General features: G+C 53.5%; 13 protein-coding genes. 7 read left to right on the forward strand and 6 right to left on the reverse strand.

Annotated elements, in window-relative coordinates:
• Window positions 1–171 precede the first annotated feature (171 nt).
• Genes AC4PCC_RS16825 through AC4PCC_RS16835 form a run of 3 tightly spaced genes read right to left on the reverse strand, consistent with a single transcriptional unit; the run spans window position 172 to window position 4,378 of the window.
• A complete protein-coding gene (locus AC4PCC_RS16825) occupies window positions 172–1,575 on the reverse strand; it encodes an efflux transporter outer membrane subunit (RefSeq protein ID WP_492125284.1) in 1,404 nt (467 codons plus the stop codon).
• Complete coding sequence (locus AC4PCC_RS16830) at window positions 1,572–2,711, reverse strand: HlyD family secretion protein (protein ID WP_492125285.1); 1,140 nt, start codon at window positions 2,709–2,711, stop codon at window positions 1,572–1,574. Before AC4PCC_RS16830 ends, AC4PCC_RS16825 begins: the two co-directional genes overlap by 4 nt.
• Window positions 2,711–4,378 carry an efflux MFS transporter permease gene (locus AC4PCC_RS16835; RefSeq protein WP_492125286.1) on the reverse strand — a complete coding sequence of 556 codons (1,668 nt, stop codon included), beginning with the start codon at window positions 4,376–4,378 and terminating at the stop codon, window positions 2,711–2,713. Before AC4PCC_RS16835 ends, AC4PCC_RS16830 begins: the two co-directional genes overlap by 1 nt.
• A gap of 133 nt (window positions 4,379–4,511) precedes the next feature.
• Here AC4PCC_RS16835 and AC4PCC_RS16840 point away from each other — a divergent pair, with 133 nt between their 5' ends.
• From AC4PCC_RS16840 to AC4PCC_RS16850, 3 genes are all read left to right on the forward strand, one after another.
• Window positions 4,512–5,018 (forward strand): MarR family winged helix-turn-helix transcriptional regulator, encoded by a 507-nt coding sequence (locus tag AC4PCC_RS16840; protein WP_492125287.1) that lies wholly within the window; start codon window positions 4,512–4,514, stop codon window positions 5,016–5,018.
• A gap of 207 nt (window positions 5,019–5,225) precedes the next feature.
• Window positions 5,226–5,459, forward strand: a complete 234-nt coding sequence (locus tag AC4PCC_RS16845; RefSeq protein WP_067706384.1) for a YgdI/YgdR family lipoprotein — start codon at window positions 5,226–5,228, stop codon at window positions 5,457–5,459.
• A gap of 16 nt (window positions 5,460–5,475) precedes the next feature.
• A complete protein-coding gene (locus AC4PCC_RS16850; protein ID WP_067706387.1) occupies window positions 5,476–5,706 on the forward strand; it encodes a YgdI/YgdR family lipoprotein in 231 nt (76 codons plus the stop codon).
• Window positions 5,707–5,791: 85 nt separating this feature from the next.
• On the opposite strand, the gene AC4PCC_RS16855 is transcribed toward AC4PCC_RS16850, so the two are convergent.
• Window positions 5,792–7,006, reverse strand: a complete 1,215-nt coding sequence (locus AC4PCC_RS16855) for a diguanylate phosphodiesterase (protein ID WP_492125288.1) — start codon at window positions 7,004–7,006, stop codon at window positions 5,792–5,794.
• A gap of 395 nt (window positions 7,007–7,401) precedes the next feature.
• Here AC4PCC_RS16855 and AC4PCC_RS16860 point away from each other — a divergent pair, with 395 nt between their 5' ends.
• Together AC4PCC_RS16860 and AC4PCC_RS16865 are read left to right on the forward strand one after the other, a co-directional pair.
• Window positions 7,402–8,937, forward strand: coding sequence for a methyl-accepting chemotaxis protein (locus AC4PCC_RS16860; protein ID WP_492125289.1), 1,536 nt, complete (start codon window positions 7,402–7,404; stop codon window positions 8,935–8,937).
• A gap of 143 nt (window positions 8,938–9,080) precedes the next feature.
• Entirely contained in the window at window positions 9,081–9,614 is a 534-nt protein-coding gene (locus AC4PCC_RS16865) for a VOC family protein (RefSeq protein ID WP_492125290.1), read from the forward strand.
• A gap of 49 nt (window positions 9,615–9,663) precedes the next feature.
• On the opposite strand, the gene AC4PCC_RS16870 is transcribed toward AC4PCC_RS16865, so the two are convergent.
• Window positions 9,664–11,214: a methyl-accepting chemotaxis protein gene (locus AC4PCC_RS16870; protein ID WP_492125291.1), complete on the reverse strand. Its 1,551-nt coding sequence runs from the start codon at window positions 11,212–11,214 to the stop codon at window positions 9,664–9,666.
• Between the two features lie 106 nt (window positions 11,215–11,320).
• Window positions 11,321–13,240: a methyl-accepting chemotaxis protein gene (locus AC4PCC_RS16875; protein WP_492125292.1), complete on the reverse strand. Its 1,920-nt coding sequence runs from the start codon at window positions 13,238–13,240 to the stop codon at window positions 11,321–11,323.
• 1,174 nt (window positions 13,241–14,414) lie between these two features.
• Between AC4PCC_RS16875 and AC4PCC_RS16880 the strand changes: the two genes are divergently transcribed.
• On the forward strand, window positions 14,415–14,606 hold the full coding sequence (locus tag AC4PCC_RS16880; protein ID WP_492125293.1) for a DUF3606 domain-containing protein: 192 nt from the start codon (window positions 14,415–14,417) through the stop codon (window positions 14,604–14,606).
• A gap of 324 nt (window positions 14,607–14,930) precedes the next feature.
• The gene (locus AC4PCC_RS16885) at window positions 14,931–16,712 is read left to right on the forward strand and encodes a sensor domain-containing phosphodiesterase (protein ID WP_492125294.1); all 1,782 of its coding nucleotides are present in this window, start codon (window positions 14,931–14,933) and stop codon (window positions 16,710–16,712) included.
• Window positions 16,713–16,716 lie beyond the last annotated feature (4 nt).

The following is a 16,716-nucleotide window of genomic DNA, read 5'->3' on the forward strand; positions in this document are numbered from 1 at the left end:
GGGATGGACACAGGAGAGGCGCAAGGGATGGTCACGGATGAGGCGTAAGGGATGGCCCTGGGGGAGGCTTCAGCGTTGGGGTCGGGCCAGACAAAGAGCGGTAAGCCCTGGCAGCCTCACCGCGTGTGACCTCCCCAGCCGCAAAACCGTCCGGGTCTGCTCCGCACGCGTCTATTGCTGGCTGTTACCCTTCGCCTGGCTTATGTTCCCGCCCAGCGCGCGATAAAGCGTCACATAGCTCACCAGATAATCCTGTAGCAGAGAAATATTATCCAGCTGGCTGCTATATAAACTCCGCTGCGCATCCAGCACCGTCAGATAAGATGCATAGCCGTTTTGATAACGGTCCTGCGCCACGCTGAGCGAGCGGATTAATGTGGCAACCCGCATGTCGCTGTGCGCCCGCTGTGCCTGTAAGAAATGCTGGGCGGCATAGCCATCCTCGACCTCATCCAGCGCCTGCAACAGCGTGGCGCGGTAGCTCCAGGCTGCGCGATCGCGCTGGGCCATCGCCACATCATAGCGGGCCTGTAAACGTCCGGCGGTAAATAGCGGGGCCAGCACGCTGCCGCCGTAGCTCCAGATGCGCACCGGATCGTAATTCAGTCCGCTGGTATACACCTCCCCGATGGAAGCACTCAGATTAAGCTGTGGCAGGAAATCTGCCCGCCGCGCGCGAAGCGTCTCATCAGAGGCCATAAGGTTTTTTTCGGCTTCCACAATATCCGGACGCCGACGAAGCAGCTCCGACGGCACAATTCCTGGCAGCGCTGGAACGGCAAGATGCTGCAAACTCCCCTTACGGATGCTGCCAGGCACCCGCCCCGTTAACACGCTCAACGCATTCTCCTGCTGGCGAAGGGCCTGCTGCAGACGGGGTACAGACTGTAACACGGACTGATATTCGGACTCCGCCTGCGTCAGCTCCAGCGCAGAAGCGTAGCCTCCATCGACCTGAGAACGGATGAGATCCAGCGCCTTACGGCGGGATACCACCGTGTCCTCGGTAAGTTTTAGCTGCTGATCCATGCCCAGCAGACCAATATAGGACTCCGCCGTCGCCGACGCGACGGAGAGCATCGCCCCCTTCTGCGCCGCTTCACTCGCTTCCAGCTGTGCCTGGGCGGTACGATTTTCCGCGCGCGTTTTGCCCCATAAATCAACCTCCCACGACAGTTCGGCCTGGGGCTGCCACGAGCGACTTTCACCCGGGCCGAGCACCGTCAGGCTGCGGGCCGACTGACCGCTGGCGGCAAGATCAACCGAGGGGAAAAAGCCTGAACGCGCCTGGCTCAGGGAGGCTCGTGCCTCTCTTACCCGGGTTGCAGCCACCGCAAGATCGGCATTATTTTGCAGCGCCTCCGTCACCAGCGCCTTCAGTTGGGGATCGTTAAAGGCGGTCCACCAGGCGGGCGATCCCGGTGCCGTCATATAAAACGCCGGATTATCGCGCCAGGCGGCGGGCAAATTGACCTTTGCGTCAGAGGGCGGCGCCTGATAAGCGGGAATGCACCCACTTAACAGCGTCGCAGTAGCCAGCAGCAGGGTACGAAAAAGGTGGGCAGGCTGACTCATTTCCCGCTTTCTCCTGGCTGCTGCTGGGTATCCACGCTGGTTTCGACAGACATTCCCGGACGCAGATGGACAAAGAGAGGCTGTCCCTTATCAACCACAATCTTAACCGGTAGCCGCTGTACCACTTTAGTAAAGTTACCGCTCGCATTATCCGCGCGCAGCAGGCTGAACTCAGAGCCGGTCGCCGGTGAGAAGTCGCTAATATGCCCCGACAGCGTCGCGCCGCCCAGTGCGTCAACGCTAAAGGTCACCCGCATTCCCTTCTGCATATTATGGATCTGCGTCTCCTTGAAGTTCGCCACCACCCAGATATCATCAGGCACCAGATACATCAGCTGTGAACCGGCGGTCACGTATTGTCCCTGACGCACGCTCGCCTCGCCCAGCGTGCCGTTACGCGGTGCGACAATAACGGTATTGGCGAGATCGATTTCTGCCTGGCGCAGCCGCGCCTGGGCAATTTCAACCTGCGCAGCCAGCCCTTCCTGCGCGACCTGGGTCGACTTCTCAGTCTCTACCGCAATGCTGAGATCGGCCTCGGCCTTGGCGACGTTAGCCCGGGCAAGCCGCGCCTGTGCCACCGCCTGGTCCCGTTCACGCGTGGATACAGAGCCATTTTCGGCCAGGCGACGAACGCGCTTTTCATCCAGCAGCGAACGCTGGTTTTCGGCTTTCACCGCTTCCAAATCTGCCGTCCGTGCTCCAATGGTCGCCCTGTTTTGCGCCAGGGTCTGATGGGATTTTGCCAGCTCTGCCCGCGCGTTCTTTAGCTGACCTGCCGCTTCATCGCGTTTCGTCAGGTAGTTTCGCGGGTCGATGCGTACCAGCGGCTGTCCTGCCTTGACCGTTTCATAATCCCTGACCAGCACCCCGGTCACATAACCACTGACCTGGGGTGCCAGTACGGTCATTTTGCCGCGCACGTAGCTATTATCGGTGCGCATCAGGCCATTATTAAAAGGCCAGATACGCCAGGCAGAGAGGATAAGCAGCACGCCGGCCAGCGCCACAAACGCCATAATAATCAGCGTGCGCCGCTGCGGCTTAATGATTTTAGGCGGAGCGGTAGGTTCAGCGCTGACGTCTTCGCGCGCTGGCGATGCTTTGCGCGGCGCTTCAGGATGGCTATCAGGCATCAGTTTTTTTCCTTATCGGGTTCATGACGGGAGGGGGTGGAGGCGTTTTTTTTCTGCCGGGCAAGCCGCAGCACGTGAAAAAGGGACCAGCCGAGGAAGCCCATTGCCATCGTGCCGGTCAGGACAAAAATATCGTTAAACGCCCGGATGCTGGCTTCCTGACTCACCACCTGTGAAAGCTGCGCGCCGCCCTGGGCATTTCGCAACTGCGGATCGGTCAGGGTGCCCGCGTAGCTGTTACTGTAAAGGGTGGTGCGCTCGGTCACCTGTGGCCGCGTCGACTGTAGATCCTCATTCAGCTGGGTGGTGTAAGCCTGCTGACGATAAACCTTCATCGTTCCCAGCAGCGCTGGGCCGGCCAGGCCGCCGAAGTTCTGCGAAACCGAAAACAGTACGGCAAAAGAGACGATCCAGGCGGGGCCATTTTTCAGTGCGCTCATTACCCCCATCAGCATCATCGGCCCCAGGAAAATCCCGGATGCCATGGCGATCAGGAACTGGCTGAACAGCATATTGACCGGACGCGTCAGATTGGTGGAGAGATGATCGAGCGAACTGCCGATGATAATCAGCACCACGGCCAGCAAAATTTGCAGCACCATGGTCTTAGGGTTAAACAGTGCGGCGCTGCCGATAATACCGACCAGCAGTCCGGCCAGAATGGCGGCATAGAGGATCTGTAGCTGGTCCTGAACCATGCCAAAGCTGCGCAGCATCCCGACCGCACCGTAAGTCTGCTCTGACAGCAGGAAACGCATGGTAAACGCGCCAAAGGCAAAGCGCAGCGTGGAAATGGAAAGCAGCCAGCGCGTCTGGATAAGCGGCGCCCGGCGATAGTGTTCAATCACGCCACCGCCGAGAATAAGCACCCAGCCTGCCGCCAGCGCGAGACCTATCCAGCGGGCATTGAACCACCACTGATTTACGCCCTGTATCAGCACGGCGCAGAACAGGGCCAGCCCTGAACCAATCAGCAGGAAGGTGATAAAGTCGGTTTTTTCAAAGGTTTTGATCAGAATGCCCGGCGGCAATTTGAGTGAAACGACGGCGGCCAGCGAACAGACTGCCAGGCCGGCTTCAAACTGGTAGAGCACATGCCACTGCCCAACGTCGCTCAGCGCGGGTGACAGGATCCACGCCAGCGGCGTAGCCAGCTGGGAGATACCCAGCCCAAGAATAAGGCCATTGACCATACGCGCCTTGCCAACGGCCTGTAACATATAGAAAATGGCGAGAGAACTGACCGATGCGCCAGCAAAACCGCTGGCGGCACGCACCATCACCCCCATGGCAAAGCTGTCCACAAACAGATGCAGTAAGGTAAATACGGCATAGAGGGTCAGACCGATCTCGGCAAACAGGCGCATGCCATACTGCTGACGGAACTTAAATACCAGCAGGTTTGCCGAGACGTTGACCATCAGATAGGCGGCGGTCAGCCAGCTTCCTTCAACGGGAGTCAGCCCCAGAGAACCCTGTATGGCAGGCAGATTGGCACTGACGAGGGCCGTTCCCAGTCCACCGGTTAACCCAATCAGTAAGGCCACCAGTCCGTACGCGATGCGGATGGGGAACGAGTGAGAGGGCGTTGAAGGCGATCCTGGCATCGACGGTTTTTCATCATCCGTCCAGTCGGGTAACGGTTTTAACAGCTGAGGTTCTGACATGGTGATTTACTGCATCCTAAAAAGAGCCAATAGTGGGGTTAATAAGCCGGGGTACACCACCATGTGGAACGCCCTCTCACGTTAAGATTGTAAGCATAGCTTATAATTATTATCAAAAACTATAGGAACTATTTTGAACTCCCAGAATTTTATGTTTTTACTGGGTGATATCCGCCGCAACCTGCTTAAGCTGGGTGAAACGCTCTTTCATCACGAGCATCTGACCATCGCCCAGGCGCGCGTACTCTTTCATCTGGAAAGAAATGAGGGTATCAAACAGGCCGAGCTGGCTGAAATCCTGGATGTTGCGCCCATCACGCTGGCACGCGTGCTGAACGATCTGGAAGCGCAGGCGCTGATTGAGCGGCGTAAAAGCAGCCTGGATCGCCGTATTTTGAATCTCTTTCTCACTCCGACCTCACGTCAGGAGTTGGAAAAGTTCGACGCGGATATGCGAGGGCTGCTTGAGGTCACCTGTCGGGGCATTTCATCCCAGGAGATTGCGCAGGTATCCGACATTCTGGAGAAGATGGACGCCAACATTGTCGGCTTCCTTAAGGCGGAACAAAAAGCAAAAGCCGTCCCGAAGCGGGTGCCGCCAGCCGGTTCGGTTGAGACGCCGCAGACCGATAGCGAATAAAGTCCGGACTGCGATGAGTGCGCGTAATTGCTGGTACTGACCGGTCGGGATCCGCCAGCGGAAGAAGGATCTGTCCGTTATGCCCGTTTTGCATTGGGTGCTAAATCTGCGGGATGGCATGGTAATGGGAAGACAAAATGAAAATATCGTCTACGCTTAATACCTTACAGTTATCTTTTTCACTGTGCTTAATGTTGGGATGAACATATGAACGTAAAATTACTCTCTGTAGCAACGCTGACTGCGTTATCACTGCTTTTTGTTGCCGGGTGTTCTTCAAACCAGGCAATTAAGACCACCGATGGCAGAACTATCGTGACCGATGGTAAGCCGCAGGTGGATAGCGATACCGGACTGGTTTCCTATAAGGATGCCCAGACGGGTAAGACCGAGCAGATTAACCGTAATCAGGTTAAAAACATGAGTGAATTAAATAACTAATAAGCAGGAGCAACACATGAAAAAAATGATCTATTTGCCTGTTGCCGCGCTGGTTTGTATTGCCGCGCTCTCCGGTTGTACGCGTAGCAGTTATGCTATTCACACCAATGACGGACGCACTTTAGTCAGCGATGGCAAGCCTGCGGAAGATAGCAACACGGGCCTGATCCAATATACCGATGCTAACGGTAAGCACCAGCAGATCAATAAAAGCGAAGTGAAGGAAATGAGCGAATTTCCTAAGTAATCTTCCGCCCGTAAAAAGAGCCTCTTCGGAGGCTCTTTTTATATGTCATGCCGCCCGCAGATAGCGATTCCACGGCCATAAAGGATTAAGGTTCTCGTCGGTAAGGCCAGGCAACAGGTGCGATACCGCCAAGCTGAGGCCGGGCAAACAGATACCCCTGAAAGCGCTGAATACCTGCCGCTTCCAGCCAGCGCCACTCTTCAATCTTCTCTACCCCTTCGGCCACTATGCCAATTTCCATCGCCGAACAGCAGGTGATAATCGCCTGAACGATTGCCTGTTTCGGTCCGTCATGATGAATATCGGTAATCAGGCTGCGGTCGATTTTTAGCTTGTCGGGCTGAAAACGGGACAGCAGTGACAATCCCGCAAACCCTGCACCAAAGTCATCAATGGCCAGGCTAATCCCCGAGCAGCGCAGCTGACGCATCGCCCGCTCAAACTCGTCGAACCGGGATATCACCTCATCCTCGGTCACTTCCACGATAACCTGATCCGGGATCAGCCCGTTGCGGGCAATCTGATCGAGAAGGATATCAACCGCATCCGGCACCACCACCAGCGACATAGGCAGCAGGTTAAGCGAAATTTTATTACGCCCGATACCCATTTTTTTGGCCTGCTTCAGCGCCCAGTATTTCGACTGGAGATCCGCTTCATACAGCTTTTCGGGAGGAAGCGAAGCAAAATAGTCCTGTGCCGGGCCACCTGAGGGGCTGCGAATCAGCGCCTCCAGCGAGCTTATCGTACGCTTCAACGGCTCCACGATGGGCTGAAAGGCAAACTGACAGGGTGCGGCTTCTGAAGGGGCATCGTCCTGGGTTTGATAACACGCCTCTGATACCAGATGCCAGTGACGCGCGTCGTCGCTCTCCGGGCGGTTATCTCTGCCGCCGCCGGTGACAAAAGTTTCAATAAACTTCAAAACCCGATCGTCGTAACTGAGCTGATATTTCGAGGTCCCGTGCTGTAAAACGGTTTGCATCACCGTTTCCTGCGCATGGTCGCGCAGATCTAAAAGCTCCATTCCCAACTTACCGAAGCGACGCGCAGAGGCATAATCCCGCATCAGCTGGACGATGTGATAATGCCGGGGATCCTCGCAAATATGTTCATAGAGGGTATTCACGGCGCTGAGCGGGCCTTCAAGAATCTGGAGGAAATAATCACCGTCAAACAGAAGAATGCCCGTTACCTCCAGAGAGGCATTATTGACTCGTGCCTTATCAGCAAGCTGATAAAGTCGTGGCAGCGTAACGCCTGGACTCAGGCGGCTTCGGTAGATCAGCGTCGACAGCATTATTAACAGTTCCTTTCACATCAGCGCACGTTTGTTCGCCCATCCAGGAGGAACAAACGTGTTTCTGCGGTCTCCCCCCTTGTTAACGGGGCAAGGCTCTTATTTCAACGGCCCTCACTCTTAATTCACAGGCAAAGTATAGCGTTCAGTGGCGCTTTTCTCCGTCTTTGTGTCCGATCGGGTAAGGTGACAGTTACATGGGGTTACCTATTTTACCGACTATTAAGTCGCGCACAATATAATTTACCGCTATATATTGCCGATAAGTAGTCTGACCGATCGATCCGCCTCAGGCGGAGGGGTCATCTATAAGGCCTGCACGCCCCGCCTGTTCACCTTAAATGCCGGGGCACAAAGCTCTAACATTTTTTTTTGCCAGCACCATGGAAACTTTTATGACTATTACTCAGCGTCTTTCACTCGCCTTTGGCTGTCTGTTGGCCGCGATAATTATTTTATCCGGCTACGCCCTGTATGATCTGTCAGCCTCACAGGCACGCTTTACTTACGTTGAGCATAACAACGTTCAGAGCATTATTAATATCAACAAGATTGTTAGCCAGGCTGGCGCGCTTCGCCTGCAGTTAAACCGCCATATGCTGGGTAATAACGATGCGCAGTGGTCGGCGTCAGAAAGCAGTATCGCCACGCTGCTACCCACGATGAAAGCGTTAATCGCTGCCTACCGCCAGAATAACCTCAAGGACCAGCATGACGGCGAGCTGGCTTTGCACACCGCAGAGGATCTGGCCACGGTGGAGCGGATGCTGCCCGATTTTTATGCCTACTCACGCCAGGATAACAATGTCCAGGCGCTGGCCCGCTTTGACAGTCCGGACGGCATGGCACAGGCCATTGGCCGGGTCGTTAAGGATCTACAGGAGCAGATCGCCTGGAACGTTCAGCTGGGCGAGCGCCTGAAGCAGAATGGCGATAAAGCGTACAACCACTCATTACATATGATGCTGGCGGTGGTGTTAGCCAGTATTTTGCTGCCCGGTGTTTTTGGTTTCATCACCATGTTCAGGATCCGCCGTGGACTGCATTTGATGAAAAACACCCTGGCTGAAATCAGTGATTCACTCGACCTGAGCCGTACCATGCCCGTTAAAGGGCGCGATGAGCTGGCCCAGGCCGCAACGGCGTTCAATTCCCTGACCGGGCGCTTTCGTTCAGTGCTGGCGACGGTTATCACCTCAGCCGAGTCGGTAAATGTGGCCTCGCGAGAGATCGCGGCCGGAAATATTGATCTCTCCTCGCGCACCGAGGAACAGGCCGCCTCGCTGACGCAAACCACCGCCAGCATGCAGACTATGACCGAAGCGGTGAAGCAGACCACGGAAGGCACGCTTCGCGTCAGCCAGCTCGCCGGGCAGGCCGGACAGCAGGTTAAAAACAGCGATATCACCGTCAAAACCATGCTCTCCACCATGGAGGAGATCAGTCAGGGTTCCACGCGGATTTCCGACATTACCAGCGTGATTGAGGGCATTGCCTTTCAGACCAACATTCTGGCGCTTAACGCCGCCGTCGAGGCCGCAAGAGCCGGTGAGCAGGGCCGTGGCTTTGCGGTGGTGGCCAGTGAGGTACGGACGCTGGCGCAGCGATCGTCCACCTCGGCTAAAGAGATTAAGGCGCTAATCGAAAGTTCGGCCCAGCTGATCGCGCGCGGCGCAGAACAGGCAACGCAGGTCAATGAGCGCATGGAGAAAGTCAGACACTCTGTCGAGGAAGTGAATGACCTGACGAAGGAGATCTCCACCCTGAGCCAGGAGCAAAGCATGGGGATCTCTCAGATTAACGTTGCGCTGTCACAGATGGATGAAGTCACCCAGCAAAATGCTGCCTTAGTGGAAGAAGCTTCCGCTGCGGCCCAGTCACTTGAGGAGCAGGCAGAAAACCTCGGTAAGGCGGTCGCGGTATTTAGCTAACTCAGCGGGCCGCGGCCCTTTACCGGGCTGCCTCACGCAGTGGCAAGCGGGCAGCGATTTTGTGACGAGACATGAACAGGCTCCACGACGCTATCCATTCTTATCTATGCTTGGTAGTCATTCGTTAACTACCGGGAAAGATTATGATTGTCAGAGGAATCGAGCATATTGGCCTTACCGTTTCAGACCTGCCCGCCGCCGAGCAATTTTTCATTAACGCGCTGGGTGCCAGCGTGTTGTACCGTATCGTGCCGCCAGGCCAGCCTGACAAGCAGGTAGAGGGTAAAGATATGACGCCGCTGAACGGTTTTCCGCCGCAGATGAAGGTGGTGGGTCTGGTGATGATGCGGCTTGGCAATGGTTGCAATGTCGAACTGTTTCAGATCGATCCCGGCGTCGATGATAAAGCCGCCAATATCAGTCAGGCGGGCGTTAACCACTTCTCAATCTACGTGGATGATATCAACCAGGCCGGGGAAGCGCTGCGGCGTCACGGCGGGGAGATGTTTGACGGCCCCAATCCCTGCTTTGCGCAGGAAGAGGGTGAAGGCAATCAGACCTGGTTCTGCCACACGCCCTTTGGCGTGCTGATAGAGCTTATTACCCTGCCCTCTTCCCTGCACTACGATAAAGAGGCAACGGACGTGCGCTGGCTGCCCGACAGCACCGCGCCGTAAAGACGTGCGGCACCGCCCTCCCTATCCGGGGGCGGCACCGCGTTCTGACTTAGCTGAAGACCTTAACCGCATTCACCAGGCGTCTTGCCTGGGTTTTCATGCCCGATGCTCCCCGCATACTCTCCTCTGCGAGGGAGGTATTCTGTCGGGTGTTCTGATCCAGCGCTTCCACCGCCCGCGCCACCTGGCTCAGACCGGCTCCCTGCTCATGCGTCGCATGGCTAATTTCATTCAGCAGGTCTTTAACGTTCTGCACCTTATCCACCATTTGAGTGATCGCTTCGCCTGCATCGCTGACCTGACGGGTGCCGGCCTGTATGTTTTGCGTACTGGCCTCGATCAGCTGGCGTATCTCCTGCGCGGCCGATGCACTGCGGTTCGCCAGGTTACGTACCTCGCTGGCGACCACGGCGAAGCCTCTGCCCTGCTCGCCGGCGCGCGCCGCTTCAACCGCAGCATTAAGCGCCAGAATGTTGGTCTGAAAGGCAATACTGTCGATAAGCGCAATCATCGTCGAAATCTGGGTTGAGCTGCCCGCTATCTTATTCATGGTGTCGACCACGCTGAGCATAGATTCCCGCCCTTTGAACGCGGCATCACTAACGGTAACAGAGAAACTGTTTGCCTTATCGGTGCTGGCGACATTGTTTTCCACCGCCCGGGTGATTTGCTCCATTGCGGCAGCGGTCTGCTGCACGCTGTCGGCAGTATGTTCGGTGCGCGATGCTATTTTTTCACTGTCCGTTGCCAGCCGATCGCTGGCGTGGTGCACGTCAGTCACCTGTTCCTGGACATCATTGACCAGCCAGCGAAACATCAGCCCAAGCTGTCCGACAGCACGAAGCGTCATGCCGATCTCATCAACGCGGTCAATCGGATCGACCTGGGTCTCAGCGCCCGTTGCGACCTTCAGCGCGACACTGCTCATTTTTTCCAGCGGATGAACAATCTGCCATTCAAGCCAGGCACTGACGGCGATGGCCGCCAGCAGGGAAGAGACGGCAGCGAAGGCCAGCGCCTGGCCATGCAGGCCGGTCATCAGATAACTGAGCAGGGTAAACAGCCAGAAAAGGCCGGTGCTGCTGCGGACCCGCCAGCGCAGCGGCATCACTTTTAACGCCGAAAAACCTTTTGCTATTCCCGTTTTCAGCAGTAAGCCTTTATACAGCCGATGGTGCTGCAATTTCCCTTCTCGCATTCTGGCGTAAAGCCGTTCGGCCGCCTCAATTTCTGCCACTGCGGGCTTGATGCGCACCGACATATAGCCGGTGATGGTGTTATTCCTGATAATGGGCACGACGTTGGCGCGGACCCAATAGTAATCGCCGTTTTTCCTGCGATTCTTCACCAGCCCGGTCCAGGGCAGCCCCTGCTTAATGGTGAACCACATATCATGAAATGCGGCTTTAGGCATATCCGGATGGCGAACCATATTATGTGGCTGGCCTTCAATTTCATTTTGCTCATAGCCACTCACCTCAACAAAACTTTTGTTGGCATAGGTGATATTCCCGTGAGGATCCGTGGTGGTCATCAGCGTGGTGTCATTATCAAGAACATATTCCGTAGTCGTACAGTGTAGCGATGTATGCGAACTCATAGGACGGCTCTCTGCAGGCTCATATTATTTGACTTATTCTTTGATGGCGGGTTATCGGCAAAACACGCCATAACTTTAAGGTTATAAACCCGTCGGAACCTGGGGCTTAAAAGGACTCCCAGCGCGCATCGGCCTGCGCGGGCAGGTCAGCGTTGAGAAGCGGTCTGCGGGTAGCACCCGGCACCACTTTCCGCGCGGCCGTCTCTTCTCCGGTGGTAAAAACGGAGATAACGCTGTCGAGCCGACCCGCTTCCTCACGCAGAGAGTCAGCCGCCGCAGCGGACTCTTCCACCAGGGAGGCGTTCTGTTGAGTGGTGGTGTCCATCTCCGCCATGGCCTGATTAATCTGGGCGATACCCCGGTTCTGTTCATCCGACGCCGAGGCGATTTCGTGCATTATCTCGCTCACCTGTGCCACCGCCTTGATAATGTCACTCATCGTATTACCGGCGTTATCAACCTGCGCGCTACCGGCATTAACCTGTCGGACCGATTCTTTAATCAGCCCCTCAATTTCTTTCGCCGCCGAGGCGCTGCGCTGTGCGAGATTTCTGACCTCTCCGGCCACCACGGCGAACCCACGGCCGCTTTCGCCCGCGCGGGCCGCCTCAACGGCGGCGTTCAGCGCCAGAATATTGGTCTGGAACGCAATGCCGTTTATCACTGAGGTTATCTCCGATATGCGCAACGAACTTACGCGGATATCCTCCATCGTCTGCACGACGCCCTCAACAACATTGCCGCCCTGGGTCGCAATCTGCGTGGCGTCACTGGCCAGCCTGCTGGCATGCAGCGCATTTTCACTGTTGAGTTTCACCGTTGAGGAGAGTTCTTCCATGCTGGAAGCGGTTTGTGACACGGCGGCAGCCTGCTCTTCGGTGCGCGAGGAGAGTTCTTCATTGCCGGCGGCAATTTCTGACGAGGCGTGGTTAACATGCTCCACCCCGTTACGGACGTTAAGAATGATGTCCTTCAGGTTACGACTCATCTCATTAACGGCCTGCAATAGCAGCCCAGGCTCATCTTTGCGCTGTGAAACGATCTCCTGACTTAAATCACCGCTGGAGATTTTCAGCGCCAGGCCCAGCGTGGCGGATAATGGCCGGGTAATGCTACGGGTTATTTGCCACGCAAGCAGAATACTGAGGATCATGCCGATGATTGACACCATCCCAATGGTCCATTTTGACTGACTGACAAAGCGGGAGGAGATATTTTTTTGATAGTCAAAAAGGACGGCTATTGCGGCATCAAAGTTCTGACCATCCTGAACCAGCGTTTTGGCGGCAGTATTATGATTATGCCAGATGGTAATATACGCGCTGATGCTTTGCTGGCCCTGCTGTAGGGCCGCCATCGCATGATTTTTTAACGTGGCAATATCGCCGGTATCGGTCGCCATCGGCACGGCATCAGCTGCGGCTCTCTCCAGCGCCTGAATCAGTTCCGCCGAGCTACTGTCAGGCAGGCGGGAAAAGGAGGCCGTCAGCATAGCAATTTCTTTCAGCTCTGAGGAAAGACGTTGCAGATTAAGCGCTTCATCGGTGGTCATGTCCGGGCGAAGCGCGATCTTATCAAGCTGTTTGGCGATAATATAAAAGGGGAGGATTTGCAGCGTCTCGCTGCGATCCATCATCTCTTTCATATCCGCGAAAAGGAGGTTTCGCTGCTTTACATAGATCTCCATCGCCTCTTTTACGCCGCGCAGGGCTTCTTTGCCCTCCGGTAACCATTTGAATGCACTGACCCGGCTAAACTGTTTTCTCAGCTCCTGCAATGCTTCCGCGTTTTTATCCGCATACTGCTGCTCATTAGTATATTGATACAACGTGCGGTTAAGACGGGCTTTATCAAAAGTGCCGACCATATCTACCGTAATGGTGCGGCGGCTGGAGTTGTCCTGAATGGTATTCAGGCAGCTGGCGGTAATAACGGCCATGGCGATCATCGCAACAATGGCGATAAAAAAGCCAAAACCCAGTTTTGCGCTGACTTTCAAATTATAAAAAAAAGGTAAGAGAGGCATGATGTCATCATCCTGTTGAACCAGAGGGGATAAAGGCTTGCACTTTTATCCATCACGTAAAATTCATCAGTAATAATATCGGCACTTAGAAGTAATACATTAGCTTTGCTTTAGAGGTAATTAAGAGGTTAGCGTTATATCATTAATTTTAGTAGGGTTTTTTTACAGCCGGGCGATAACTGTCTACAATATCGGCAGAAATAGACAACTAATTACCTGATTCATCAGATAATTTCATTAAATTTGGCTTTAATAGAAAACGTATATTATTTTTATAAATGCGCATAAAAAGCAGCCAGGTGCATGTTTGCAGGGTACCCACGAGCAAAAGGTTTAAAAGGATGCACCCTGTGATGGCGTGAGCTGCTCTTCAGGCACGCCTGAATGGACGAAAAGCGGTCGGGGGTGAGAATAAAACCTCACAGCATGAGGTATTACCAGGAAGAAAAAGTGTACGTTTTTAGGCTGTTTTTGCACCACTGCCGATCTCAATCATCATACAGTCGACACAGGCATGACCACTTAAATGATGAGTGGTTGCATATTGCTTTGCGTGTTTCATTGAATAGAAAGTGCCTAAAAATGAAGCGTCTTTGCATTTTCTAAGCAATGGACAAGCTTCATGATGGATATAATGCAAACTCCGTTTATTCTCCAGTGAGGTCTGGTAATATCTGTACTGATTCATTTTATAGCATCCACCCGGTTAAATTTAGCAAATTAAAGACAAAAAATTATTTTGTGATTGTAACAGACCAGTGGTAAATAACGAAACCCATTTCCCTGCTCTCTTGCTGTAATACATAACCCCCTGATAAACATCTGTTTGACCGGGTATAAACCGGGGGGGTTAACAGCCTGAGACAAGCAGGCGCCTTTTCATTTTCCCGTCAATTAAATTGTAACATTATAATTTTAAACCTTTTCTTAAACCTAATAACGGTGGGGGCTCACGGATCGGATAGAAAGCATCAAACCCTCTTTACAAAAGAGTAAAAGCATTTATTCACTCTGTAGTACTGGCGGCATAACCAGGATTATTCCATAAAAAAAGAAAAATATTATTTTCAGGAATTATCTCCTCACCCTTCTCCTGCTCTCATGTAAAGTATTGCTCACCCATTAATCTCTCAGTTCGATTAATATCAGGTACTGTTCGCAGGAGAATGCAGCGATGAGTAAATATTTTAAACGCCGGGAACCGACCAATCGACAGATTGTTGAAGCTAATGAACAGTGGGAAATATCTTTCTGGACACATGAACTTAATACAACGCAGGACAACCTTAATCGCGCCATTAAAGAAGTGGGATCGGATAACGGTGATATTAGAAAATGGTTGGCGACTGCCAGAGAAAGCCGCTAATTTATTTTTTATATTTTTAACCCACTTTTTCGTACGGGGGAAAAGACCAGGGAAAGGTGTAATGCTAATCTCAATACGCATTTTTGAGACGCAGACAATCCTTTAAGCCAAATCTTGTTTCCCCCTTACAGCGGTTTTACTCCTTAAAGCCAATTAATAGCGATCACCCGAAAAAATTGCATATTTTTTACATATCTGCCTAATGACTTAATCCAAAAAAAAGAATAGAATTAGCGAAAGCTGAATTTAATAAATTCATATTATAAAACAAGGCGTTGGTTTTTTGGTCATTATCCTCTCACCGGGTGAGGGGAGGAGGCGGGCATGCTGTTCAATCTGACTGGCGAAGATAATAAGTGCAGGGCAATCAATGCCCTGATAATGCACGATGAAAGTCGGGATGACGTGCTGGTCAGGTTCGTTAAACTTGCCGGACAGGCATTAGGTATACCGGGAAGTTTCATCTCCGTGCTGGATGATGAAAACCAATACATTAAAGCCGCGCACAATTTCCCCCTGCGTAAAGGCCCGCGAGAAGATGCTTTTTGCCGGTTCGTTTTTGAAAGCGGGCGTGAACTTATTATTCCAGATACCTATAACGACCCGGTATTTTTTAAGCATCCCCTCACGCTGGGTTATCCTTATATCCGGTTCTATGCTGGCGTTCCACTTAAAAACCGCGATGGTGTTACGCTTGGCACATTATGTGTAACGGATACCGTCGCCCACCCCTTTAGTGACGAGAAAATTAAAACGCTAAAACTCCTGGCGGGGCTGGTGATCTCTTTCCTGGAAGCCTGGCATTCGGCCGGATTTGTCGACCCGGCGACAGACCTGCCAAACAGAGAGCGGTTATTGCGCGATCTCCAGCTGCTGGCACCAGGGGGACAAAAAAGTGAATACCGTCTGGTACTGATTGACTGTATGGAGATGTCTCGCGCCTATGAGCTGGCCAAATCATTAGGAATGGCAGCGGTTGAAGCGCTTCTGCGCGATATGGCGATACTTCTGCGCCTTCGGCTCAGGCTGGCACCCAGCCAGCTGCTTTATACGGTTGCTACCGGCCGGTTCGCCATTCTCATTCCTGCGTCTGGCGCGTATACCGCCAGTGAGATTAGCCGAAAGCTACAGGGCGTATGCGCGCACGTCGAAGAAACGATCTCTATAGAGCTGGCGGTTTATACCGGCGAAGTCACCTTCGACCCGGTCGCTCAACCCGCCCATGAAATCCTCAGAAGGGGTATCAGCGCGCTGAATGAAGGCATTAACCTGAAAATCCCTGCCTGTACCTTTGATGATGTCATCAACTCGCGGAAATATGCGGCCGTCTCGCTTGTTGATGATCTGACCCGCGCGCTGGAGCAGGATGCGGGGCTTTATCTTGTCTACCAGCCCAAAGTTAGCATGTCGAGCGGTAAGCCCGTTGGGCTGGAAGCCCTAATCCGCTGGCATCATCCGGTCTATGGCGAACTCTCTCCCTCACTGTTCTTACCCCTGATCGATAACACCGAGCTTATGACTAAGCTGTCCGACTGGGTCATCCACGGGGTTATTAAGCAACTCTCAATGTGGCAGGCAACCGCCCTGCTCCTGCCGGTCTCCATTAATATCAGGATCGCCGATTTCTCTCAGGATGGCTTCGCCGACAGGCTGGAGGATAAAATGTTCCAGGCTGGCCTGCCAACCTCCCTGCTGGGAATAGAGTGTCTGGAAACCGATCGTATTGTCGAGAATCGCACTGCCTTATATGGTCTTGAGATGCTTAAGCTGCGCGGGTTCGTCATCGCCCTGGATGATTTCGGCGCAGGCTATAGCAATATTAGCTATCTGCGAAGAATGCCGCTTGATGTTATTAAACTCGACCAGTCGCTGATTCGTGAATTATCTGGCAATACCGCGACGCGAATTATTGCCCGCAGCGTCATTCAAATGCTTAAAAACCTCGACTATATTGTCATTGCTGAAGGCGTGGAGGATGCCGATACCAACCATCTGCTGCAAAGTTACGGCTGCGATCAGGCCCAGGGTTACTATTACTCAAAGGCGCTTGAGCCAAAAGCACTGGAAAGTTGGCTTTACTGGCAGCTTCGGGATTCACTACGCTGAATAG

Source organism: Erwinia sp. L03-1 (assembly GCF_058686115.1).

Excerpts from the sequence above, each read along its gene's own strand:
- AC4PCC_RS16825 (WP_492125284.1), bottom strand. The coding sequence starts at position 1,575 with ATGAGTCAGCCTGCCCACCTTTTTCGTACCCTGCTGCTGGCTACTGCG.
- AC4PCC_RS16830 (WP_492125285.1), bottom strand. The coding sequence starts at position 2,711 with ATGCCTGATAGCCATCCTGAAGCGCCGCGCAAAGCATCGCCAGCGCGC.
- AC4PCC_RS16835 (WP_492125286.1), bottom strand. The coding sequence starts at position 4,378 with ATGTCAGAACCTCAGCTGTTAAAACCGTTACCCGACTGGACGGATGAT.
- AC4PCC_RS16845 (WP_067706384.1), top strand. The coding sequence starts at position 5,226 with ATGAACGTAAAATTACTCTCTGTAGCAACGCTGACTGCGTTATCACTG.
- AC4PCC_RS16850 (WP_067706387.1), top strand. The coding sequence starts at position 5,476 with ATGAAAAAAATGATCTATTTGCCTGTTGCCGCGCTGGTTTGTATTGCC.
- AC4PCC_RS16855 (WP_492125288.1), bottom strand. The coding sequence starts at position 7,006 with ATGCTGTCGACGCTGATCTACCGAAGCCGCCTGAGTCCAGGCGTTACG.
- AC4PCC_RS16860 (WP_492125289.1), top strand. The coding sequence starts at position 7,402 with ATGACTATTACTCAGCGTCTTTCACTCGCCTTTGGCTGTCTGTTGGCC.
- AC4PCC_RS16865 (WP_492125290.1), top strand. The coding sequence starts at position 9,081 with ATGATTGTCAGAGGAATCGAGCATATTGGCCTTACCGTTTCAGACCTG.
- AC4PCC_RS16870 (WP_492125291.1), bottom strand. The coding sequence starts at position 11,214 with ATGAGTTCGCATACATCGCTACACTGTACGACTACGGAATATGTTCTT.
- AC4PCC_RS16875 (WP_492125292.1), bottom strand. The coding sequence starts at position 13,240 with ATGCCTCTCTTACCTTTTTTTTATAATTTGAAAGTCAGCGCAAAACTG.
- AC4PCC_RS16880 (WP_492125293.1), top strand. The coding sequence starts at position 14,415 with ATGAGTAAATATTTTAAACGCCGGGAACCGACCAATCGACAGATTGTT.
- AC4PCC_RS16885 (WP_492125294.1), top strand. The coding sequence starts at position 14,931 with ATGCTGTTCAATCTGACTGGCGAAGATAATAAGTGCAGGGCAATCAAT.